18 protein-coding genes are annotated in these 21,012 nt (G+C 71.0%); 9 read left to right on the forward strand and 9 right to left on the reverse strand.

From position 1 onward, the window contains the following. Positions 1-32 precede the first annotated feature (32 nt). Together BHU15_RS05670 and gap are read left to right on the forward strand one after the other, a co-directional pair. A complete protein-coding gene (locus tag BHU15_RS05670) occupies positions 33-989 on the forward strand; it encodes a GlxA family transcriptional regulator (RefSeq protein ID WP_069626154.1) in 957 nt (318 codons plus the stop codon). Positions 990-1,132: 143 nt separating this feature from the next. After that, complete coding sequence (gene gap / locus BHU15_RS05675; RefSeq protein ID WP_069626155.1) at positions 1,133-2,131, forward strand: type I glyceraldehyde-3-phosphate dehydrogenase; 999 nt, start codon at positions 1,133-1,135, stop codon at positions 2,129-2,131. A gap of 18 nt (positions 2,132-2,149) precedes the next feature. Here the strand turns inward: gap and BHU15_RS05680 are convergent, their stop codons facing one another. The 7 genes from BHU15_RS05680 to BHU15_RS42090 form a co-directional block, all read right to left on the reverse strand. Then, entirely contained in the window at positions 2,150-2,938 is a 789-nt protein-coding gene (locus tag BHU15_RS05680) for an ABC transporter ATP-binding protein (RefSeq protein WP_069626156.1), read from the reverse strand. Next, complete coding sequence (locus tag BHU15_RS05685) at positions 2,935-3,747, reverse strand: ATP-binding cassette domain-containing protein (protein ID WP_069626157.1); 813 nt, start codon at positions 3,745-3,747, stop codon at positions 2,935-2,937. Before BHU15_RS05685 ends, BHU15_RS05680 begins: the two co-directional genes overlap by 4 nt. Next, positions 3,744-4,589: an ABC transporter permease gene (locus BHU15_RS05690; protein WP_069626158.1), complete on the reverse strand. Its 846-nt coding sequence runs from the start codon at positions 4,587-4,589 to the stop codon at positions 3,744-3,746. Before BHU15_RS05690 ends, BHU15_RS05685 begins: the two co-directional genes overlap by 4 nt. Then, complete coding sequence (locus BHU15_RS05695; protein ID WP_069626159.1) at positions 4,586-5,551, reverse strand: ABC transporter permease; 966 nt, start codon at positions 5,549-5,551, stop codon at positions 4,586-4,588. Before BHU15_RS05695 ends, BHU15_RS05690 begins: the two co-directional genes overlap by 4 nt. A gap of 26 nt (positions 5,552-5,577) precedes the next feature. After that, positions 5,578-7,098: an ABC transporter substrate-binding protein gene (locus BHU15_RS05700; protein WP_107422789.1), complete on the reverse strand. Its 1,521-nt coding sequence runs from the start codon at positions 7,096-7,098 to the stop codon at positions 5,578-5,580. Next, positions 7,095-7,865, reverse strand: a complete 771-nt coding sequence (locus BHU15_RS05705; protein ID WP_069626160.1) for a DUF1684 domain-containing protein — start codon at positions 7,863-7,865, stop codon at positions 7,095-7,097. The genes BHU15_RS05700 and BHU15_RS05705 overlap by 4 nt, the downstream gene beginning before the upstream one ends. A gap of 200 nt (positions 7,866-8,065) precedes the next feature. After that, positions 8,066-8,170 carry a putative leader peptide gene (locus tag BHU15_RS42090; RefSeq protein ID WP_364643049.1) on the reverse strand — a complete coding sequence of 35 codons (105 nt, stop codon included), beginning with the start codon at positions 8,168-8,170 and terminating at the stop codon, positions 8,066-8,068. Between the two features lie 237 nt (positions 8,171-8,407). On the opposite strand from BHU15_RS42090, the gene BHU15_RS05710 reads away from it, so the two are divergent. The 6 genes from BHU15_RS05710 to BHU15_RS05735 all read left to right on the forward strand — a co-directional run bounded on the left by BHU15_RS05710 (position 8,408) and on the right by BHU15_RS05735 (position 18,322). Continuing rightward, positions 8,408-9,409, forward strand: a complete 1,002-nt coding sequence (locus tag BHU15_RS05710; protein ID WP_069626161.1) for a LacI family DNA-binding transcriptional regulator — start codon at positions 8,408-8,410, stop codon at positions 9,407-9,409. A 278-nt stretch (positions 9,410-9,687) separates the two neighbouring features. After that, complete coding sequence (locus BHU15_RS05715) at positions 9,688-10,893, forward strand: extracellular solute-binding protein (protein ID WP_167756180.1); 1,206 nt, start codon at positions 9,688-9,690, stop codon at positions 10,891-10,893. Further along, the gene (locus BHU15_RS05720; RefSeq protein WP_069626163.1) at positions 10,890-11,864 is read left to right on the forward strand and encodes a carbohydrate ABC transporter permease; all 975 of its coding nucleotides are present in this window, start codon (positions 10,890-10,892) and stop codon (positions 11,862-11,864) included. Before BHU15_RS05715 ends, BHU15_RS05720 begins: the two co-directional genes overlap by 4 nt. Next, entirely contained in the window at positions 11,861-12,682 is an 822-nt protein-coding gene (locus tag BHU15_RS05725; RefSeq protein WP_069626164.1) for a carbohydrate ABC transporter permease, read from the forward strand. Before BHU15_RS05720 ends, BHU15_RS05725 begins: the two co-directional genes overlap by 4 nt. A 10-nt stretch (positions 12,683-12,692) precedes the next feature. Then, positions 12,693-15,584: a glycoside hydrolase family 2 TIM barrel-domain containing protein gene (locus tag BHU15_RS05730; protein ID WP_069626165.1), complete on the forward strand. Its 2,892-nt coding sequence runs from the start codon at positions 12,693-12,695 to the stop codon at positions 15,582-15,584. Beyond that, positions 15,581-18,322: a glycoside hydrolase family 38 N-terminal domain-containing protein gene (locus tag BHU15_RS05735; protein WP_069626166.1), complete on the forward strand. Its 2,742-nt coding sequence runs from the start codon at positions 15,581-15,583 to the stop codon at positions 18,320-18,322. Before BHU15_RS05730 ends, BHU15_RS05735 begins: the two co-directional genes overlap by 4 nt. A gap of 9 nt (positions 18,323-18,331) precedes the next feature. Here the strand turns inward: BHU15_RS05735 and BHU15_RS05740 are convergent, their stop codons facing one another. Continuing rightward, positions 18,332-19,291, reverse strand: a complete 960-nt coding sequence (locus BHU15_RS05740; protein WP_069626167.1) for an NAD(P)-dependent alcohol dehydrogenase — start codon at positions 19,289-19,291, stop codon at positions 18,332-18,334. 88 nt (positions 19,292-19,379) lie between these two features. Between BHU15_RS05740 and BHU15_RS05745 the strand changes: the two genes are divergently transcribed. Next, complete coding sequence (locus BHU15_RS05745; protein WP_069626168.1) at positions 19,380-20,072, forward strand: TetR/AcrR family transcriptional regulator; 693 nt, start codon at positions 19,380-19,382, stop codon at positions 20,070-20,072. Positions 20,073-20,085: 13 nt separating this feature from the next. On the opposite strand, the gene BHU15_RS05750 is transcribed toward BHU15_RS05745, so the two are convergent. After that, on the reverse strand, positions 20,086-20,943 hold the full coding sequence (locus BHU15_RS05750) for a helix-turn-helix domain-containing protein (protein ID WP_069626169.1): 858 nt from the start codon (positions 20,941-20,943) through the stop codon (positions 20,086-20,088). Positions 20,944-21,012 lie beyond the last annotated feature (69 nt).

Here is a 21,012-nt window from a genome sequence, read left to right on the forward strand (position 1 = left end):
GACGCACACCCTTCCACGCGTACGCTGGCACCGTGCCAGCCCCCCGCCCGCAGCGCGTCGCCGTCCTGGTGCTGGAGGGCGCGAAACCGCTCGACGTCGGCATCCCCGCGCAGGTGTTCACGACCCGCGAGAGCATGCCGTACGAGGTACGGGTCTGCGGTGCGGCACCCGGTCTGGTGACCGGCGGGGACGGGCTCTCGTACCACGTCGCCCACGGGCTCGACGCGCTCGTCTGGGCCGACCTCGTCTTCATCCCCGGCTACCGGTTCCCGGACCGCGACGACCCGCGCCAGGAGATCATCGACGCGCTGATCGCCGCACACGAGCGGGGCGCGCGGCTCGCCGCCATCTCGACGGGTGCCTTCGCGCTCGCCGCCACAGGTCTGCTCGACGGCAGGCGCGCCACGACGCACTGGCACTACACGCGGGCGCTCGCGGCGAAGCATCCGCTCGTGCGGGTCGACGAGAACGTGCTGTTCGTCGACGAGGGCAGCGTGCTGACGTCGGCCGGCGCCGCCTCGGGCATCGACCTGTGCCTGCACATCCTGCGCGCCGACCTCGGCGTGGCCGCATCGAACCACACCGCCCGACGGCTGGTCGCGGCCCCGTACCGCAGCGGCGGGCAGGCGCAGTACGTACCGCGCCGGGTGCCCGAGCCGCTCGGCGAGCGGTTCGCCGCCACCCGCGAATGGGCGCTGCGCCGGCTCGGCGAGCCCCTGACCCTCACGGCGCTCGCCCGGCACGCGGCGGTGTCGCCCCGCACCTTCTCGCGGCGCTTCGTCGAGGACACCGGGTACACGCCGATGCAGTGGGTCATGCGCGCCCGCGTCGACGCGGCCCGCGAGTTGCTGGAGCGTTCGGAGCTGAGCATCGAGCAGATCGCCACGGATGTCGGCCTCGGCACGGGGACGAACCTGCGCCTGCACTTCCAGTCGACACTCGGCACCACCCCCAGCGCCTACCGGCGCACCTTCACCCAGGGCGAGTAGCGCGCCCCGGCCCGCACGGCGCGGCACGCGCGTCCGCCACGTTTGGCGTGATCCTTTCGAACCATGGCGTTCGCGCCGCCGTCGTCCGGCGGGCGCCGCTTGCGAGCATGGGCAGGACCCGAAACGCGAAAGGACAACCCCTCATGACTCGTGTCGCCATCAACGGATTCGGCCGCATCGGACGCAACGCGCTGCGCGTCCTGCTCGAACGCGACAGCGACCTGGAGGTCGTCGCCGTCAACGACCTCACGGAACCCGCCTCCCTCGCGCGGCTGCTCGCCTTCGACACGACGGCCGGCCGGCTCGGCCGCCCGGTCGACGTCGACGGCGACACCCTCGTCGTCGACGGCCGGCGTGTCACCGTGCTCGCCGAGCGCGAGCCGGCGCGGCTGCCGTGGGCCGAACTCGGCGTCGACATCGTGCTGGAGTCGACCGGCCGCTTCACCTCGGCCGACGCCGCCCGCGCCCATCTCACGGCAGGCGCCAGGAAGGTCCTGGTCAGCGCCCCGTCGGCCGGCGCGGACGCCACCGTCGCGTTCGGGGTCAACACCGAGGCGTACGACCCGGCCACGCACACGATCATCTCGAACGCCTCCTGCACGACCAACGCCCTCGCACCGCTGGCCAAGGTCCTCGACGACCTCGCCGACATCGAGCACGGCTTCATGACGACGGTGCACGCCTACACCCAGGAGCAGAACCTCCAGGACGCCCCGCACCGCGACGCCCGCCGCGCCCGCGCCGCCGCCGTCAACATCGTCCCGACCACGACGGGCGCCGCCAAGGCGATCGGCCTCGTCCTGCCGAACCTCGACGGCAAACTGTCCGGCGACTCGATCCGCGTACCGGTACCGGTGGGCTCGATCGTCGAGCTCAACACCACCGTCGCCCGCGACGTGACGCGCGACGACGTCCTGGCGGCCTACCGCGCCGCGGCGGACGGGCCGCTCGCCGGCATCATCGAGTACTCCGACGACGCGCTCGTGTCGTCCGACATCACCGGCAACCCGCACTCGGCGATCTTCGACTCGGCCCTCACCCGGGTCGACGGCCGGCACATCAAGGTCGTCGCCTGGTACGACAACGAGTGGGGCTTCTCGAACCGGCTGATCGACACGCTCGAACTGCTCGCCGCGCGCTGACCGTTCAGCCGTGACCGCTCAGCCGTCGTGCTTCTCCAGGCGGAGCGCCGACAGCAGGCGCGGCACACTCGCGATCAGCCGGGCGGTGTACGGGTGGGACGGCGCGCCCAGCACCTCGCGGGTGTCGCCCTGCTCCACGACCCGGCCGCTCTCCAGCACCGCCGTGTGCTCACACAGCGCCGCCACCACCGACAGGTCGTGGGAGACCATGGCGATGGTCAGACCCCTCGACTCCTTCAGCTCACCGAGAAGATCGACGATACGCACGCGGGTGGTGACGTCGAGGGCGCTGACCGGTTCGTCCGCCAGCAGCACGCGCGGGTCGCAGACCGTGGCCCGCGCGAGGGCGATCCGCTGCCGCTGACCGCCGGAGAACTCGTGCGGGTAGCGGTCCCCGGCGTCCGCCGGCAGCCCCACCCCCGCCAGCGCGGCGGCCACCCGGCCGTCGGTGTCCGGTCCCGCGAGCCCCAGCGAGCGCAGCGGCTCGGAGACGATCCGGCGCACCCGCTGCCGGGGATCCAGCGAGGAGTACGGATCCTGGAAGACGCTCTGCACACTGCGCCGGAAGGCCCGCATCCGCGCCCGGTTCCGCAGGTCGAGCGGCTGTCCGTCGAAGAGCACCTCGCCGCCGGTGGGCCGGTTGAGACCGAGGAGCAGCCGCAGCAGCGTCGTCTTGCCCGCCCCGGACTCGCCCACGATCGCGACACTGCGGCCGGCGGCGATCTCCAGACTGACGCCGTGCAGGACAGGGGCGGCGCCCCGGTACGCGAAACCCGCGTCCCGTACGGCGAGTACCGGTGAACTCATCGCGTGATCCGTTCCAGTGCGTTCTCGAAGGTACGGGCGCTCTCCACCAGGCTCCGCGTGTACGGCTGCCGGGGCGCGTGCAGGAGGTCGGCGGTGCGCCCCGACTCCACCGCCCGGCCGTCCTTGAGCACCACCAGCTCGTCGGTGACCCCGGAGACGACGGCCAGGTCATGGCTCACGAACAGCAGGGCCATGTCCTTCTCCGCGATCAACTCGCCCAGCAGACCGAGCACTTCGGCCTGGACGGTCACATCGAGCGCCGTCGTCGGCTCGTCCGCGATCAGCAGCGCCGGCTCGGCGGCCAGGGCCATGGCGAGGGCCACCCGCTGGCGCTGTCCGCCGGAGATCTCGTGCGGGAAAGCGCGGGCGATCCGGTCCGGCTCCGGCAGCTGGACCCGGTCGATGGCGGCGGCGACGGCACGTCGCAGCTCCGCCCCGCGCAGACCTCGGTGGCGGCGCAGCGGTTCGGCGATCTGCCGTCCGACACGCATCAGCGGATCGAGCGCCGTGAGCGGTTCCTGGAACACCACCCCCGCACCCCGGCCGCGCAGCGGACGCAGCCGGGACTCGGCCGCGCCCACCATCTCGGTCCGGCCCAGTCCCGGCGCGTCCAGCACCACGCTCCCGGACGCGGTCAGACCCGGCGGCAGCAGTCCCATGACCGCGAGGGCGGTCAGCGACTTCCCGGAGCCCGACTCGCCGATCAGCCCGAGCCGGCCGCCCTGTTCGACGGTGAACGAGAGGTCCGAGACGAGGGCCCGGCCGCTGTCGGTGACGACGCTGAGGCCGGTGACGTCGAGCAGGCTCATGAGCTCCTCCGGCGGGTCGGGTCCAGCGTGTCGCGCAGTCCGTCCGCGATGAGATTGACCCCGACGACGAGGGCGACCAGCAGAACGCCGGGCGCGACGGCCCCGTACGGAGCGGTGGACACGGTCGCCTGCGCCTCCTGGAGCATGCGGCCCCATGAGGCGTTCGGCGGCGGGGCCCCCAGCCCGAGGAACGACAGACTCGCCTCCGCGAGTACGGCGAGGCCGAACTGGAGCGCCAGATTGACGACCAGGGTGGGCCAGATGTTCGGCAGCACATGGCCGGTGATCACCCGGGGCCAGGACGTACCGGACGTCCGCGCGGCCGTGATGTAGTCCTGCGCGAGGACCCGTTTGACCAGAATGCGGGTCAGCCGCGCCACGACGGCCGTCATGGCGAGACCGATCGCGACGATCGCCGAACCCAGCGACGCCGACTGGGCGGCCACCACCAGCATGGCCAGCAGCAGGGTGGGGAAGGCGATCAGCACATCGAGGAGCGCCGAGAAGGTGTCGTCCACCCAGCGGTTGGCGAATCCGGCAGCCAGCCCCGTGGCCACTCCGAGCACCCCGCCGATCGCCACCGCCCCGGCACCCGACTCCAGGGCGATCCGCGCGCCGATCATCACCTGGGAGAGCAGATCCCGGCCCAGCTTGTCGGTGCCGAGCAGATGCGACGCGCCGGGCGGGGACAGCCGGCCCCCGGACGTGTCGTCCAGGGGATACGGCAGCCAGAAGAAGGAGACCAGGGCGAGCGCCACGATCAGTCCGGCCGGTACGCACCCGGCGATCAGGATGACGGAGCGACGGCGGGGGGCGGCGCGGGTCGTGCGCTTCACCGTCATGGCTTGCCCCCGCTCAGCGTGGAGCGCAGCCGCGGATCGATGAGGCGCTGCGCGAGATCGGCCAGGAACCCGATGACCAGCACCGCGAGTGTGGTCACGAACAACACGCCCTGGATCGTGGGGTAGTCGTGCTGCGCCACGGCCTGGGACAGCATGCTGCCCAGCCCCGGCAGCGCGAAGACGGTCTCCACGACCACCGCGCCGAGCAGCGTGGAGGCCAGCTCGATGCCCAGTACGGCGACGACGGGAACCGCGCCGTTGCGCAGCCCGTGCCGCCGTACCGCCTCGCCGAACGAGGAACCGAGAGCCCGCGCCGTACGGAGGTAGTCGCTGCCGAGGACGTCCAGGCTCGCGGACCGTACGTACCGGATGAGGGACGCCGACATCACCACGGCGACGGTGACGACCGGCAGCGCCAGCGACCGCAGCGCCTCCACGGGATCGGCCCAGCCGTCCTGCGGGAAGCCGCCCGCCGGCAGCACTCCGAGATGGAGCGCGAACACGGTGACCAGGATCATACCCACCCAGAACACCGGGACGGCGATGCCGAGTTGGGAGACCCCGTTGAGGATCAGCCCGTACCAGGTGTTCGCCCGGTGGGCGGCGAGAAAGCCGACCGGGAGCGCGATGAGGAGCGCCAGGGCGAACGCGAGGAGCGTGAGCGGGCCCGTCACCTCGATCCGGGTGGCGATCTCCGGTCCGACCGGCAGGGTGCTGACGAAGGAGTTGCCGAGGTCGAAGGTGGCCAGGCTGTGCAGCCAGGTCACGAACTGTTCGGGCAGCGGGCGGTCGGACCCGATCTCCTGCCGGGCCGCCGCCAGCTGCTCCGGGCTCGCGCCGACCGACGCCAGCGCGTTGGCGGGGTCGCCCGGAAGCAGCCGCAGCAGCAGGAACAGCACCACGCTGGCCAGCAGGAGGGAGGCTGCCAGGAAGGCCAGCCGCCTGAGTATGTACACGGTCATGGGTGCGTGGTTCCTGTCGGCTCCGGTCAGCTCTTCTTGATGTCGTAGGCGTAGAACTGGGAGTTCAGGCCGTTGAGCGGATAGCCGGAGAGCTTCGAGGACGCGACGACGATCTGCGGGTACAGGTACAGCCAGTCACTGGCCGCGTCCTGCGCGATCCGCTGGTTGACCTTCTTCAGCAGCTCGGTCTGCCGAGCGGTCGTGTCCGACTGCTCGGCCTCTTCGACCCACTGCGTGACCTGCTTGTTGTCGTAACCCCAGTAGAAGTCCGGGTCGCCGTACCAGACGATGTCCCGGTCGTTCACGTGCTCCTGGAGCGTCGCGCTGAAATCGTGGTTCTGGTAGACCTTCGTGTACCACTCGTCCGGCGTGATGACATTGATCTTGACGTTGATCCCGACCTTCGCGAGCTGCGACTTGATGAACGTCGCGGCCGTCGGGTGCGGGTCGTAGTTGGGGGTGTCGAGGGTGAGGTCGAAGCCGTCGGGGTAACCGGCCTCGGCCAGTTGCTTCTTGGCCAGCGCGGGGTCGTACGGGTTGACGCCCGTCAGGTCCTCGTACCACGGGTCGGTCGGCGGGACCATCGAGCCGATGAGCTTGCCGTAGCCGCCCCAGACCGACTCCAGCAGCTTCTTGTTGTCGATCGCCGAGCTGACGGCCTTGCGGACCTTCACGTCGTCGAACGGCTTGACCCGGTCGTTGAAGGCGAGCAGCAGCTTCGTGGTCGAGTCGCCGCTGTTGACCTTGTACGCGGGGTTGTTCTTGAACTGGTCCAGCGCGTCCGGGCTCTGCTCGCTGGTGACCACGTCCACCGCGTTGGTGAGCAGCGCGTTGTTGAGGGCGGTCGCGTCCTTGTAGTAGTGGAAGACGACCTTCTTGTTCTGCGCGGGGCTGCCCCAGTACCCGGCGTACCGGTCGAGACTCAGCGCGGAGCCGCGATTCCAGCGGTCCAGCTCGTACGGTCCGGTGCCGTCCTCGGACGTCTTCAGGTTCTTCGCCTCGGCGTCGATGATCCAGACGTAGCTGAGGTTGTAGACGAACGAGATCGACTTGGTCTTCAGCGTCACCTCGACCGTGCGCGGGTCCGGGGTGGCGATGGACTTCACGGCTTCGAGGCTGCTCTTGCGCGCCGACTGGGACGACTCGCCCGTCACCTTCTCGATGCTGTACTTCACATCGGCGGAGTCGAGCGCCCGGCCCGAGTGGAACTTCACGCCGTCGCGGAGCTTGAACGTGTAGGTGAGGCCGTCCGGCGAGACGGTGTAGCTCTCGGCGAGCAGCTTCTCGACCTTGCCCTGGTCCGTGAGCCTGAACAGACCCTCGTACACGTTGCCGTTGAGGGCCTCGGTGACGCCCTGGCCGCCGCCGCCCGTGTTGTCCAGGTTCTGCGGCTCGTACAGGGAGCCGATGGAGACCGTCGCGTCCTTGTCGAAGGAGCCGGAGGCCCCGCCCTTCTGGTTCGACGTGCCGCCGCCGCAGGCGGTGAGGGCGACGGAGATCGCGACCACCAGGGCGGCGCCGGCGAGGGGAGTGGCTGTTCGGTTCACTTCGATACTCCTGAGGGGTGGCTGCCGTCGATCGTGTGGCCGTCGAGGAAGACGGGCAGCTTCTCGCCCGCGGGTACGGGGAGATGGAGCCGGTTCTGCGGCGGGGGGAGCGGGCAGTTGTACTGGACGGAGAAGCCGCACGGCGGGACGAAGGCGCGGTTGAAGTCGAGCGTGACGGTGTCGCCGCCGGGTGCGCGCTCCACGAAGAGGAAGCGGCCGGAGGCGTACGTACCGGACCCGTTCGTCGGGTCGGCGAAGACGAGAAGCAGTGTCCCGCCGTCGTCGAAGGCCGCGAGGGTGTAGTCGACGCCGTCGAGCGTGAGGGTGATGTCGCCGGGCACGATCAGACCCCGGCTGCCGCCGTTGTCACGGATGTACTCGAACGGGATCCGGCGGTCCGTGGCGACGGGGGTGAAGGTCGCCCGTACCACCCACGCCGGATCGTGGTCGTACGTCTCGATGTGCGAGAAGTGCCGGATCGCGGGGGACTCGGCGTCCCAGAACCGCAGACCGAACTCCGGCTCACCGGTGATGATGTCGGCGCGCTCCAGCGAGGTGACGCGTACGCCCGGGGGAGCGTTCCGCTGCTCGGCGTCCGGGTCGGGGGCCGGGACCGTGCCGGAGGGCAGCCATCTGGTTTCGACCAGCGCCAGGTTTCCGGTGGGCGCCGTCACGGAGGCGATCCGCCGCGCGCGCCAGTCCTCCCAGGAGGCGGTCGCGGGATCGGTGCTCCGCGCCGAGGGGGCGCCGGGCGACGGGAGGGACATGCGGACTCGATTCGGCAAGGTGAGATGTGTGCTTCGACACACACGTCTCGCAAGGTGGTACGGGGAGAGAAAAGGCCCCTGTCCACGGCCCGGCTACGGGCGGACAAGGGTGGCCGGCACGTCCACGATGTGGGAAATGGTTCCGGCTGCACAAGACGGCCCTCCTGGCCGGTGTACGGCGGAGGGGCCCACGGCACCGCTCAGACGGCGGAGGGGCTACAGAGCGCGCTCGCGACGCGGACAAGATCCACGTGTGCGCGGCCTACGAGGTGCAGAGACTGGAACACGGCGCAAGATTCGCACACGCTTTCCCGGGGGTCAAACAAACTAAACCGGACGGTTCGTCAGATGTCGGATGCGCCCGCCGCGCGGCGACGGGCGCCTGCTCCTCGGCGCGGTCCGCGGCCCACGGTGACCGCGCCCGGCCTCTCGGCGGTGACCCGGCCGTCGCGGTCGACGGCGGGTCGTGCGACCCGGTGCCGCCGGGGCATACTCGGGTCCCTGTCGGCACGCCGGTGCCGTCGGACGCGCGGAGGTGAGCGATGGCGCCGTCGGGGACCGAGTCCCGCAGGGTGACGATCCACGATGTCGCCCGGTCCGCCGGGGTGTCCCGGCAGACCGTGTCCCGGGCCCTGAACGACAAGGGCGAGATCCACGGCTCCACCAAACAGCGGGTGCTCGACGCCGCCCTCGCGCTCGGATACCGCCCGAGCCGCTTCGCCAGGGGGCTGGTCCGGCAGGACACCATCAGCGTCGGGCTGGTCATCCCCGATCTGCTCAATCCGTTCTTCACCGAGGTCGCCGCCGCCGCGCTGGAAGCCGCGCGCGCCCGCGGCTGGCACGTCCTCGTGTACGACACCGCCGACAGCGCCGATGAGGAACGCGGCACCCTTGAGGTGATCGCCTCCCAGGTGGACGCCGTCGTCGGATACTTCAGCCGCCCCGAGGACGAGATCGAGAAGCTGACCCGCGGTGTCCCCGTCGTGCTCATCGACCGCGAGCGGCGCACCGACCGGTTCAGCTCGATACGGATCGACGGCGAGGACGGCGTCAGGGCGGCGATCACCCACCTCGCCGCGGCGGGGCACCGGCACATCGGCATGCTCGACCACGCGGGCCGGGCCGAACCGAGCGTCCGGCACGCCTGGTTCGCGGCGGCGACGGCGGCCTGCGGCCTCGACGCGGGCCCGGTGCGCCGCGCGGACCAGAGCGTCGAGGGCGGCGAGAGCGCGCTGGCGGCGCTGCTCGCCGAACACCCCGAGGTCAGCGCCCTGTTCACCTTCAACGACATCATGGCCATCGGCGCGCTGCGCGCCGCACGCCGCCTCGGCCGGCGGGTCCCCCGGGATCTCGCCGTGATCGGCTTCGACGGTCTGAGGCTCGGCACGCTCGTCGAACCGCCCCTGTCGACCGTGGCCCTGGACACCCGAAGCCTCGGCGCGCTCGCCGTCGAACAGGCCGGGCGGCTGCTGACCGGCGGCGAGCCACTCGGCCCCGACGAGCTGGTGGTTCGCGCGGAGTTGAGACTGCGCGAGTCCGGCTGAGCGGTCCGGCCGGGCATGCTGTGAGCGCGCCATGAGCCTTCACGCGTACGGGGTCCGGAGCGGCGTGCCGCCGTACGCGCGCCCAACGCACCCCGTACGTCACACCTCTTGACACATCGCGTCGCCCGGTCAGAGACTTCCCGGCAATTCGTGAACGTTCACGGGAGCGTTCACGGGCCTTGGAAGGGTCCTCAATGACGCTGACTCGACGAAGGCTCCTGGCAGGCGCGACCGCTCTCGGCGCCGCCGCGTTCGGAGCCGGCGGATGTGCGAGCCCGATGACCGCGAACCCCGGTCATCTCACCTTCTGGTACACGTACAACGGCTTCTCCGAGAATGTGCTGAAGGCCGCCCGCAAGCGCTTCGCCGCCGACAAGTTCGTCCCCTCGCAGGTGAGCGGTGACCTGACGCAGCGGCTGCTCGCCGCGCTCGCCGGTGGTGCCTATCTGCCCGACATCACGATGATCGGCGACAACATCTCGCGGTACTTCGGCGACAGCGACCGCTTCGTGAACATGAACGACCACGGCGCGCGGGAGCTGGCGGGGGGATACCTGCCGTGGAAGTGGCATGCGGGCGCCACCCCCGACGGCTTCCAGCTCGGCTTCCCCATCGACATCGGCCCCGCGGCCCTCTACTACCGGCACGACATCTTCGAGAAGGCAGGCCTGCCCAGCGAACCGGACGACGTCGCGGCGGCCGTACCCACCTGGGAGAAGTACTTCACCTTCGGCGAACGGATCCGCGACAAACTCCCCGGCCGCTATCTGATCACCGACACCAAGACGGTGTTCACGTACTCGATGGCCCAGGAGCGGCGGAAGTACTTCACGCCGGAGAACACCTACCTCGACGACCAGTCCCATGTCCGCCTCGCCTGGGACCGCGCGGTCGAGGCGTTCGGCCGCCGCCTCACCGCGGGATTCGGCGGCTCGCAGACGGCCGGCGGCCAGTCCGTGGACCGGCACGCGGCCTGGAACACCGGCCAGGAGGTCAGCCTCGTCAACGCCTCCTGGATCACCGGCGAGATCAAGCAGTCGGCCCCCGGCACCGCCGGCAAGTGGCGGGTCTGCGCACCGCCCGGCGGCCCCGGCAACCAGGGCGGTTCGTTCCTCGCCATCACCGCCGCCTGCCCCGACCCGCAGGCGGCCTTCGACATCATCAGCTGGCTCCAGAACCCGGCGAACCAGGCCGCCAACTACGCCGAGATCGGCCTCTTCCCGTCCGGTCCGGCCGCGGCCGACGACGAACGGATCACCGCCCCGGACCCGTTCTTCGGCGGCCAGTCCGCCGTGCGGGTCTTCGCCGACATCGCCGACCAGGTGAAGTACGCCTACTTCAGTCCCTGGGACATCACTCTCAGCGACACCTACACCGACGAGCTGACCAACGTGGAACTCGGCGGCAAGGACCCGGAGCGCGCCTGGCGGGACGCCCGGAACCGGATCGAACGGCTTCTGCGCCGGCAGGGGGTGCTCTCATGACCGCGACGTCCGACCTCGACACCCCGGCGACCGCCGTCCCGCGCCCACCGGCCGAGGACGCCGCCCGGCGACGCAGGCGATGGCGCCATCTGCCGCAGTACGTAGCCGTGTCCCCGTTCTTCATCCTCTTCGCCGTCTTCGGCCTCTACCCGGTCTTCTACTCGCTCTATCTCTCGCTCCAACGCTGGGACGGCGTGGGCCCGATGAAGTTCGTCGGCCTGGAGAACTTCCGCTATCTGCTCACCGACAGCCAGTTCTGGGACTCCATAGCCAACACCCTGATCATCTGGGTCATGTCGACGGTCCCGATGACCGTCCTCGCCCTGCTCATCGCCCTCGGCCTGAACTCCTCCGTGCGCTTCAAGGGCGCGCTGCGCGTCGCGTACTTCATGCCCAACGTGACATCGATCGTGGCCATGTCGCTGGTCTTCGGCTCGATCTTCAGCGGCGAGTTCGGCATCCTCAACTGGATCCTCGACCTGTTCGGCCTCGGCCATGTCCCCTGGCTCACCGACCCGTGGGGGATCCGGTGCGCCATCGCCATCATGATCATCTGGCGGTGGACCGGCTACAACGCCATCATCTTCCTCGCCGGACTCCAGGCCCTGCCCACCGACGTCTACGAGGCGGCGCGCGTCGACGGCGCGAGCCCCGTACAGACCTTCTTCCGGATCACGCTGCCCCTGCTGCGGCCGGTCCTGCTGTTCTCCCTGGTGATGTCGGCCATCGGCGGGCTCCAGATCTTCACCGAGTCACAGGTGCTGCTCGGCGACCGCGGCGGTCCCGGCGGGGCCGGACTGACGATGGTCCTCTACTTCTACGGAACCGCCTTCGCGGACAACGACTTCGGCTACGGAGCCGCCATCGCCTGGGGCATCTTCGTCGTCGTCGTGCTGTTCTCCATCCTCAACTGGCGCCTCGTGCAACGCCCCGAGCGCGGCCGGGTCACGACCAAGGAGGACGCCCGATGAGCACGCGCGGCCGTTTCCTGACGTACGCCGCGCTTCTCGTCGGCGCCGCGATCACCCTCTTCCCCTACTACTGGCTCGCCGTCATGGCGTCCAACACCACCCCCGACATCTACTCCTCCCCGCCCAAGCTCGTCTTCGGCGACCAGCTGTTCCACAACATCGGGGAGGTGTTCTCCCGGATCGACTTCTTCGGGTCGCTGCTCAACACACTGGTCGTCGCCGTCGTGACGACCGTCGCCGTGCTGTTCTTCGACTCACTCGCGGCCTTCACCTTCGCCAAGTACACGTTCCCCGGCAGCAAGATCCTCTTCGGGATACTGCTGGCCACCTTCGTCGTGCCCACCCAGCTCGCCGCCATCCCCCAGTTCTCCCTGATGGCCGACCTCGGCTGGGTCGGTAGTCTGAAGGCGCTGATCGTGCCCGCCGCCGCCAACGCCTTCGGCATCTTCTGGATGCGCCAGTACGCCGCCGGCGCCCTGCCGGACGAACTGCTGGACGCCGCCCGTATCGACGGCTGCGGCTTCTTCCGTACGTATCTGCACGTCGGACTGCCGGTGCTGCGACCGGCGCTCGCGTTCCTCGGCATCTTCACGTTCGTCAACGTGTGGAACGACTTCCTGTGGCCGCTGGTCGTCCTCATCGACTCCCGCCACATCACGCTCCAGCTCGCGCTCGCCCAGCTCAACGGCCTCTACGTCACCGACTACAGCGTGGTCATGGCGGGCACGCTGGTGGCCATCGTCCCGCTGATCATCATCTTCCTGTTCGGCGCCCGGCACTTCATCCGCAACATCGCCGCAGGCGCCCTCAAGGGCTGAAGGGAATCCATTGCCTTCCTCGCACGCCGACTTCTCGTACGTGGACGATCCGGCCCCCGGTCACGGCTCGACGGCGCCCCGGTCCGCCTTCCGCTCCGACGCGCCCGCGCTGAGCCTGGGCGGCAGTTGGCGGTTCCTGCTCTCACCGGCCGTCGACGCGGCGCCGGACGGGATCGAGCGCGACGACTTCGACGACGGGGGCTGGACCGACATCCCCGTCCCCGGCCACTGGCAACTGCACGGCCACGGCAGCCCCGCCTACACCAACGTCCGCTATCCGTTCCCGGTCAACCCGCCCCAGGTGCCGTCCGACAACCCGACGGGCGACCACCGGCTGCTCTTCGACCTGCCCGACGACTGGCCCGACGAGCCCGCCGTGCTGCGCTTCGAGGGCATCGACTCCTGCGGTCGCGTCTGGCTCAACGGCGTCGAACTGGGGGTGACCAAGGGCAGCAGGCTGCCGGCGGAGTTCGACGTCGGCCCACTGCTGCGACCGCGCGGCAATCTGCTCGCCGTACGCGTCCACCAGTGGTCCGCCGGCAGCTACCTGGAAGACCAGGACATGTGGTGGCTGTCCGGCATCTTCCGCGACGTCACCCTGCTCGCCCGACCCGCAGGCGGCGTACGGGACTTCACCGTCGACGCAGGCTACGACCACCTCACCGCGCGCGGCACGCTGCGTCTCGACGCCGACAGCGGCGTCCGGATCACCGTCCCCGAGTTGGGCGTCACCGACCTGCCCGCCGGGCGGTCGGCCGAGATCACGGACGTGGCGCCGTGGAGCGCCGAGGAACCCCGGCTGTACGAGGGCGAGGTCCACACCGACACCGAGCGCGTCCCCGTACGTATCGGCTTCCGCACCATCACCGTCGAGGACGGCCAACTCAAGGTCAACGGCCGCCGTATCGTCTTCCGGGGCGTCAACCGCCATGAGTTCCACCCTGATTCGGGACGGGTCGTGCCCCGCGAGTTCGCGGTGGCCGACATCGAACTCATGAAGCGCCACAACGTCAACGCCGTCCGCACCAGCCACTATCCGCCCGACTCCGCGTTCCTGGACCTGTGCGACACCTACGGCCTGTGGGTCATCGACGAGAGCGACGTGGAGACACACGGCTTCTCCGAACTCGACTGGCAGGGCAACCCCAGCGACGACCCCCGCTGGGCGGACGCCTATCTGGACCGGATGCGCCGCATGGTCGAGCGGGACAAGAACCATCCGTCGATCGTCATATGGTCGCTCGGCAACGAGGCGGGCACCGGCCGCAATCTGGCCGCCGCCGCCGAGTGGACCCACCGGCGCGACCCCACGCGGCCCCTGCACTACGAGGGCGACACCGACTGCTCGTACACCGACGTCCACAGCCGGATGTACGCCGGGCACGACGAGGTGGACCGCATCGGACAGGGCGTCGAAGGACATCCGCGCGTGCGTGAACTGCCCTTCATCCTCTGCGAGTTCGGCCACGCGATGGGCAACGGACCGGGCGGCCTGGTGGAGTACCGGGAGCTGTTCGAACGCCATCCGCGCTGCCAGGGCGGCTTCGTGTGGGAGTGGATCGACCACGGCATCACCCGGCGGGACACGCGAGGGGATACCCATTTCGCGTACGGCGGCGACTTCGGCGAGCCCCTGCACGACGGCAACTTCGTCATCGACGGACTGGTGCACCCCGACCGCACACCGTCCCCGGCCCTCGCGGAGTTCGCGAAGGTCTTCGAACCGGTGCGGATCACGGCGGCCGACGGCGCTCTGCGCGTCACCAACCACTACGACGTCCTGTCGACGGCGCATCTCCGATTCCACTGGGTGCTGGAGGAGGAGGGGACCGGGATCGCGCACGGCGTCCTCACCGTGCCGCCGGTCGAAGCGGGCGACAGCGCCGACGTACCGCTGCCCGGACTCCCGCCCACCGGCGCGGAAAGCTGGCTCACCGTACGGGCGGCGCTCGCCGCCGACACCGCGTGGGCACCGGCCGGGCACATCGTGGCCTGGGGACAGACCCCCGTGACGCCGGCGGCCCCCGTACCACCGGCCGCAGGGGCGGTCCTGGACACGACGGGTACGGAGCTACGCCTGGGCCCCGGCGTGTTCGACCCGCTCACCGGGCGGCTGACCGCACTCGGCGGCCTGCCCGTCGAAGGCCCCCGGCTCGACCTGTGGCGGGCCCCCACCGACAACGACCGCGGCTCCGACGACCCCGAGGAGACCCGCTGGCGGGCCGCCGGACTGCACCGGCTGCAGCACCAGCTCCTGGGCACCGAACGGCTCGGCGACACACTCGTCGTCCGCACGCGGGTCGCCCCGCCCGGACTCGGCTTCGGCATGCGGGCCGACTACCACTGGAGCGGCGACGCGCACCGGCTGCGGCTGCGCCTGGAGGTCGAGCCGGACGGCACCTGGCCGTGCACCCTGCCGAGGCTCGGTCTGCGGATGGCGCTGCCGGGCGGTCTCGGAACCGCCGAATGGTTCGGGCGCGGACCGGGTGAGGCGTACGCCGACAGCCGGCAGGCCGCCCGGATCGGCCGCTTCACCCGCACCGTCGACGCCCTCCAGACGCCGTACGTGCGCCCGCAGGAGAACGGCAACCGCGTCGACCTGCGCTGGCTGCGGCTGACCTCCGCCGACGGCGCGGGCCTGCGCGTCGACGGCGAACCCGCCTTCGCGTTCACCGCCCGCCGCTGGACGTCCGAGCACCTGGACGCGGCGACCCACACCACGGGCCTCGCACCCGGCGACACCGTCGTACTCAATCTCGACCTCGCCCAGAACGGACTCGGGTCGGCGTCCTGCGGCCCCGGCGTCCTGCCCCCGTACCGCCTCCACCCCGCCAGGGCGTCCCTCACGCTCACGTTCACCCCGACGGGCAGCACCGACGCACAGGAGACTCCGGCGCGATGACCACTCCCGACGTACGGCTCGTCCCGCACACCCACTGGGACCGCGAATGGTACGAGCCCTTCCAACGGTTCCGGCTGCGCCTGGTCGACCTGCTGGACGAGGTGCTCGACCGGGCCGAGGCCGACGAACGGTTCCGGTTCACCCTCGACGGGCAGATGGCCGCCGTCGACGACTACCTCGAAGTACGCCCCGAGCACCGTGAGCGCGTCGTCCGGCTGGTCCGGCGCGGTCAACTGGCCGTCGGCCCCTGGCAGATCCTCCTCGACGAGTTCCTGTGCTCCGGCGAGAACATCATCCGCAACCTGGAACTCGGCCACCGCCGCGCCACCGAACTGGGCAGCGCCATGCCGGTCGGCTACCTCCCCGACATGTTCGGCCACTGCGCGCAGATGCCGCAGATCCTCTCCGCCGCCGGACTCGACCACGCCTGTGTGTGGCGGGGCGTCCCCGCGGGCGTCCCCGGACACGCCTTCCGCTGGCAGGCACCCGACGGCAGCTCGGTGCGTACCGAATATCTCGCCGGCGGCTACGGCAACGCCGCGTACGTCCTCTCCGACCCCGGTCACTTCGCCGGACGCATGGCCGACCTCGGCAGGCGACTGACCCCCGCCTTCGGCGCCGACCCGGTCCTCGCGATGTACGGCACCGACCACTCGGCGCCGGTCGGGTCCCTGGTCGAACTCGTCGCCGGCCTGGACCGGGCGGACGTCGACGTCACCATCACCACCCTCGCCGACTACCTGCGCGAACGCGACCCGCACGACGGCTCGTTGCCCGTCGTGGCAGGTGAACTGCGCAGCCACGCCCACGCGAACATCCTGCCCGGAGTGCTCTCCGTACGCCCCCGTCTCAAGCAGGCACTGGCCCGCGCCGAGCGTCTGGTCGAACGCTACGCCGAGCCATTCGCCGCGCTCTGGTCGGCCCAATGGCCGGAGAAATTCCTCGACATGGCGTGGTGGCGGCTGATCGACGCGTCGGGACACGACTCGGTCACCGGGTGCGGCGTGGACGAGACGGCCACCCAGGTCTTCGCCCGGATCAGCGAGGCCGGACACCTCGGACAGGCCGTACGCGACAGGGTCGCCGGCGGCCTCGCGCCGCAGGTCTCGCGGGACGCCGTACTCGTCCTCAACCCCACCCCGGCCGCACGCGACGACGTCGTCACCGTCGATCTCGAAGTCCCCGACGACTGGCGGGACATCGCCGTCGAACTGCCCGACGGCAGCAGGCTGCCCGCCCAGACCGAGGTACGCGGCGAACAACTCCTGCTCTCGGAGGCCCTGCCCGGCGAGGAGTTGACCGCCTTTCTGCCGCGTATCCACGGGCGCGAGCTGTTCGGCAGCGAGATCACCCACTGGTCCTGCGACGACGCACGGCGCGTACTCGAATTCGGCGTGGCGCGGCACGGCGGCGACACGCCGTTCGACGTCGAGGCCGTCCGCGCCGCCGTGACGGGCGCGCGCGGCGACTGGACGGTACGCATCACCCGGGCCGCGCACCGCACCGTCACCTGCCTGGCCCGGGTACCGGCGCTCGGCTGGACGTCGCTGCGGGCGGTGCGGGGCGCGCAGCCGGCCGAGCGGCCCGTACGGGCCGAAGGCCGGACGCTCTCCAACGGCCTGGTCACCGTCACCGCGCTGGACGACGGCACGCTCCGCGTCACGGCCGCCGACGGGACCGTGCTCGACGGCGTCGGCCGCGTCGTGGACGGCGGCGACCGGGGCGACAGCTACAACTACGCCCCGCCAGGCACCGACACGCTCGTCACGACACCCCGCACCCTGCGCGTCGGCACCGCGATCGGCGGCCCGCTGCGCGCCTCACTCACCGTGGAGCGCCTGTACGACTGGCCGCAGGCCGTGGACCGGACCGCCGACCGGCGTACGGCGGCGACCCGGCCCGGCGGTGTGCGCCTGGACGTCGAACTGCGGGCGGGGGAGCCCTTCGCCCGGCTGGACCTGACGCTGGACAACGCCTCGCTCGACCACCGGGTACGCCTCCACGTGCCGCTCGCCCGGCCCGCCGAAACCTCCCATGCCGAGGGGCAGTTCGCCGTGGTCGAGCGGGGACGCACCGCCGAAGGCGGCTTCAGCGAGCGCCCCGTCCCGACGTTTCCCGCCCACGGATTCGTCGACGCGGGCGGCGCGGGCCTGCTGCTGAGCCAGGCGTGCGAGTACGAACTCCTCGACCGGGAAGTCGCGTTGACCGTCCTGCGCGCCACAGGCTGGCTCAGCCGCAACATCCACCCCTGCCGCGCGGAACCGGCGGGCCCCCAACTGGCCGTCCCGGCGGCCCAGATGGTGGGAACGACCACCGTCTCGCTGGCCGTGCTGCCGCACGCGGGCGACTGGCACGACGCGGACCTCATGGCGGCGGCCGAACGCTACCGCCACCCCCTGCACGCCACGCCGGGATCCGGCCCACGCGACGCGCCGCCCGTCTCGTGCCCGGGCCTGTCGGTCGAGGGCGCGGTCATGACCAGCCTCCGCCGACGCGACGGCGAGCTGGAGGTGCGGCTGGTCGCCGCGTCCCCCGAACCGACCACGGCGGTCGTACGCGGCCCGTTCACCCACGCCCGGCGCGTCGGCCTGCTGGGCGCCGACGACACCCGTACGACCGCGCCCGATGCCGAACCCGGCACGGTCCGGATCCCGCTGCGCGCGTGGGAGATCGCGACGGTGCGCCTGAGCGGGGGCCCCGCGGGCCCGGGCACGACGGAGTTCCCCGCCCTTCGGTGAAGAGCGTGCTCACACCACCCGCACGACATGCTTTCCACGGACGCCGCCCGCCTCCAGCGCCCGGTGGGCTTCGGCGATCTCGTCGAGCGGGTGGACGGTGTCGACCACCGGGCGGACGTCGCCGCTCTCCGCGTACCGGGTCAGCTCGGCGAACAGCGCGTGCTTGGGATTGCCGCTGAAGGCGCGCACGCGCCGGGAGCCGTGGACCGTGGAGCGGAGGATGTACGACAGGCTGGCGGCGACGTTGTCGACATCGAAGGCGATGGCCACCATGCGCCCGCCCGGCGCCAACAGGCGGCGGTAGACGGGGTGTTCGGTGCCGACGGTGTCCATGACGACGTCGAACGTGCCCAGTGCGGACGGATGGGTCGTCCGGTGGTCGAAGGCGTCGTCCGCGCCCAGGCCCCGGACGAAGTCGAGATTCCGCGCACCCGCGAGAGCCGTGACGTGAGCACCCATGAGCTTGCCGATCTGGACGGCGACGCTGCCGACCCCGCCGCTGGCGCCGCGCACCAGAAGGCGTTCGCCGGGCCTGAGACCGGCCTTGTCGCGCAGGGCGGTGATCGAGGTCGTGCCGCCCGCCAGCAGGGAGACGGCCTCCTCCGGGCTGAGATTGCCGGGGGCGAGGGCGATCTGCCGGGGCCGCACGGCCACGTACTGCGCCGCGCTGCCGAACGTCGACCGCCCCAGGAGCCCCCACACCCGCAGACCCTCCCGCAGCCCGGTCACCGAGGGGCCGACCTCGGTGATCTCACCCGCGAAGTCGAGCCCGGTGCGCTGGGGGAAACGGCGCCCCGTCACCAGCCGCATCTTCCCGGCCCGGCCCGCCGTCTCACCACCGTTGACGGTGGCCGCGTGGACGCGGACCAGCACCTCGTCGGGCTTGACGTCCGGCACCGGCACCCGGCCCTCGTACAGCACCTCCGGGGGTCCGTAACGGTCGAAGAGGGCTGCGCGCATGTCGCTCATGGTGTGGTCCTGTTCTCCGGCGTGGCTCTTACGATCAAGCTAACGCGATAAACGGACGACACCTTCCACTTGCCGTAAAGTGAGAGACATGCCTGCTCAGCCCTCTCGGAAACCAGGCCCACCGGCCGAAACCGTCACGACCGACACCGACGGTGGCACCCCGCTGCGCGCCGACGCCCAGCACAATCGCGACCGCATCCTCGAAGTCGCCCGCGAGGCGTTCACGACCCAGGGCACCGACGTACCCCTGACGGCGATCGCCCGCCGCGCCGGCGTCGGCCCCGCCACCCTCTACCGGCGCTTCCCCACCCGCGCCTCTCTCATCAGCGAAGCCTTCGCCGAACAGCTCAGCATCTGCGTCTCGGTCCTGGACGAGGCACTGGCGGATCCCGACCCCTGGCGCGGCCTGTGCACCGTCATCGAGCAGGTCTGCGCCATGCAGGCCACCGACCGGGGCTTCACCGCCGCCTTCTTCTCCGAGTTTCCCGACGCCGTCGACTACAACCGCGAGCGCACCCGCGCCGAGGAGGGCCTCGAACGACTGGTGCGGCGGGCCAAGGATGCCGGCCAACTGCGCGATGACTTCGACCCGTCCGACATCACCCTGCTCCTCCTGGCCAACAGCGGCGTCGTCGGAGAGTCCCGGCAGGTCTCACTCGCCGCGTCCCGGCGGCTGGTCGCCTATCTCCTCCAGTCCTTCAGGCCCGAGCACACCCAACGCCTGCCGCCTCCGGCGCCGTTGGGACTCCAGCAGCTCCACAAGGCACGGCGCGCGACCTAGGAACCCGCGCGACCTAGGAACCCGACGCGCCCGCGGTGGCCCAGGAGGCGAGGAACCGCAGGCCGTCGTAGGTCGGGGTGCCCGGCTCCGCCGTCCAGATGACGAGTTGCTGGTCGGGGTCGGTGGTGGCGGTGAGGGTGTCCCAGTCGAGGGTGAGTTCCCCGGCGACCGGATGCCGCAGGGACTTGGTGCCCACGCTCAGCGTGGCGACGTCGTGGGCGGCCCACCACCGGCGGAATTGCTCGTCATGTACGGAGAGTTCCCCGACGAGCGCGGAAAGCCGGGGATCGTCCGGGTATTTCGCGGCTTCCATACGGAGCTGGGCGACGCAGGTACGCGCGACCGTATTCCAGTCGGAATACAGAGTGCGCATGTCCGGGTCCGTGAAGATCAGTCGGACATAATTGCGCGACTTCTCGGGAATCTGCCCGAAATCCGTGATCATCGCGGCCGCGAGCGCGTTCCACGCGAGAATGTCCATACGCCTGCCCATGACGACCGCGGGCGTGGCCGTCAGATCGTCGAGCAGCCGCCGCAACTGCGGCTGGACCTGCTGCCGCGCCCTGCGCGGGGAGCGCGCCGGCGGCTTGCCCGCCAGGCTGAAGAGATACGCGCGCTGGTCGTCCTGCAGGTGGAGAGCGCGGGTCAGCGCGGCCAGGACGGGCGCGGACGCCTGGATACGGCCCTGCTCCAGACGCGTGTAGTAGTCGGTGCTGATGGCGGCCAGCCGCGCGACCTCCTCGCGCCGCAGCCCCGGCACCCTGCGCGGGCCGCCGCTGTCGGGCAGACCGACGGTGCGCGGGCTCAGCTCCGCCCTGCGGGCCTTGAGGAACTCTCCCAGCTCGTTCCGGTGGGCGGCGTCGCTGCTCATACGTCCACTGTCTCACCCGGTGCCGGGCGGCTGGGAGGGAGAGTTTTCTCCCAGGATGAATTTCTCCCC

It is taken from the genome of Streptomyces niveus (genome assembly GCF_001723055.1).
Taxonomy (GTDB): domain Bacteria; phylum Actinomycetota; class Actinomycetes; order Streptomycetales; family Streptomycetaceae; genus Streptomyces; species Streptomyces niveus.

Coding starts and splice junctions, on each gene's coding strand:
- BHU15_RS05690 (WP_069626158.1), bottom strand. CDS start 4,589: ATGACGGTGAAGCGCACGACCCGCGCCGCCCCCCGCCGTCGCTCCGTC.
- BHU15_RS05685 (WP_069626157.1), bottom strand. CDS start 3,747: ATGAGCCTGCTCGACGTCACCGGCCTCAGCGTCGTCACCGACAGCGGC.
- BHU15_RS05710 (WP_069626161.1), top strand. CDS start 8,408: ATGGCGCCGTCGGGGACCGAGTCCCGCAGGGTGACGATCCACGATGTC.
- BHU15_RS05750 (WP_069626169.1), bottom strand. CDS start 20,943: ATGAGCAGCGACGCCGCCCACCGGAACGAGCTGGGAGAGTTCCTCAAG.
- gap (WP_069626155.1), top strand. CDS start 1,133: ATGACTCGTGTCGCCATCAACGGATTCGGCCGCATCGGACGCAACGCG.
- BHU15_RS05715 (WP_167756180.1), top strand. CDS start 9,688: ATGACCGCGAACCCCGGTCATCTCACCTTCTGGTACACGTACAACGGC.
- BHU15_RS05720 (WP_069626163.1), top strand. CDS start 10,890: ATGACCGCGACGTCCGACCTCGACACCCCGGCGACCGCCGTCCCGCGC.
- BHU15_RS05695 (WP_069626159.1), bottom strand. CDS start 5,551: ATGACCGTGTACATACTCAGGCGGCTGGCCTTCCTGGCAGCCTCCCTC.
- BHU15_RS05735 (WP_069626166.1), top strand. CDS start 15,581: ATGACCACTCCCGACGTACGGCTCGTCCCGCACACCCACTGGGACCGC.
- BHU15_RS05725 (WP_069626164.1), top strand. CDS start 11,861: ATGAGCACGCGCGGCCGTTTCCTGACGTACGCCGCGCTTCTCGTCGGC.
- BHU15_RS05680 (WP_069626156.1), bottom strand. CDS start 2,938: ATGAGTTCACCGGTACTCGCCGTACGGGACGCGGGTTTCGCGTACCGG.
- BHU15_RS05740 (WP_069626167.1), bottom strand. CDS start 19,291: ATGAGCGACATGCGCGCAGCCCTCTTCGACCGTTACGGACCCCCGGAG.
- BHU15_RS05705 (WP_069626160.1), bottom strand. CDS start 7,865: ATGTCCCTCCCGTCGCCCGGCGCCCCCTCGGCGCGGAGCACCGATCCC.
- BHU15_RS05745 (WP_069626168.1), top strand. CDS start 19,380: ATGCCTGCTCAGCCCTCTCGGAAACCAGGCCCACCGGCCGAAACCGTC.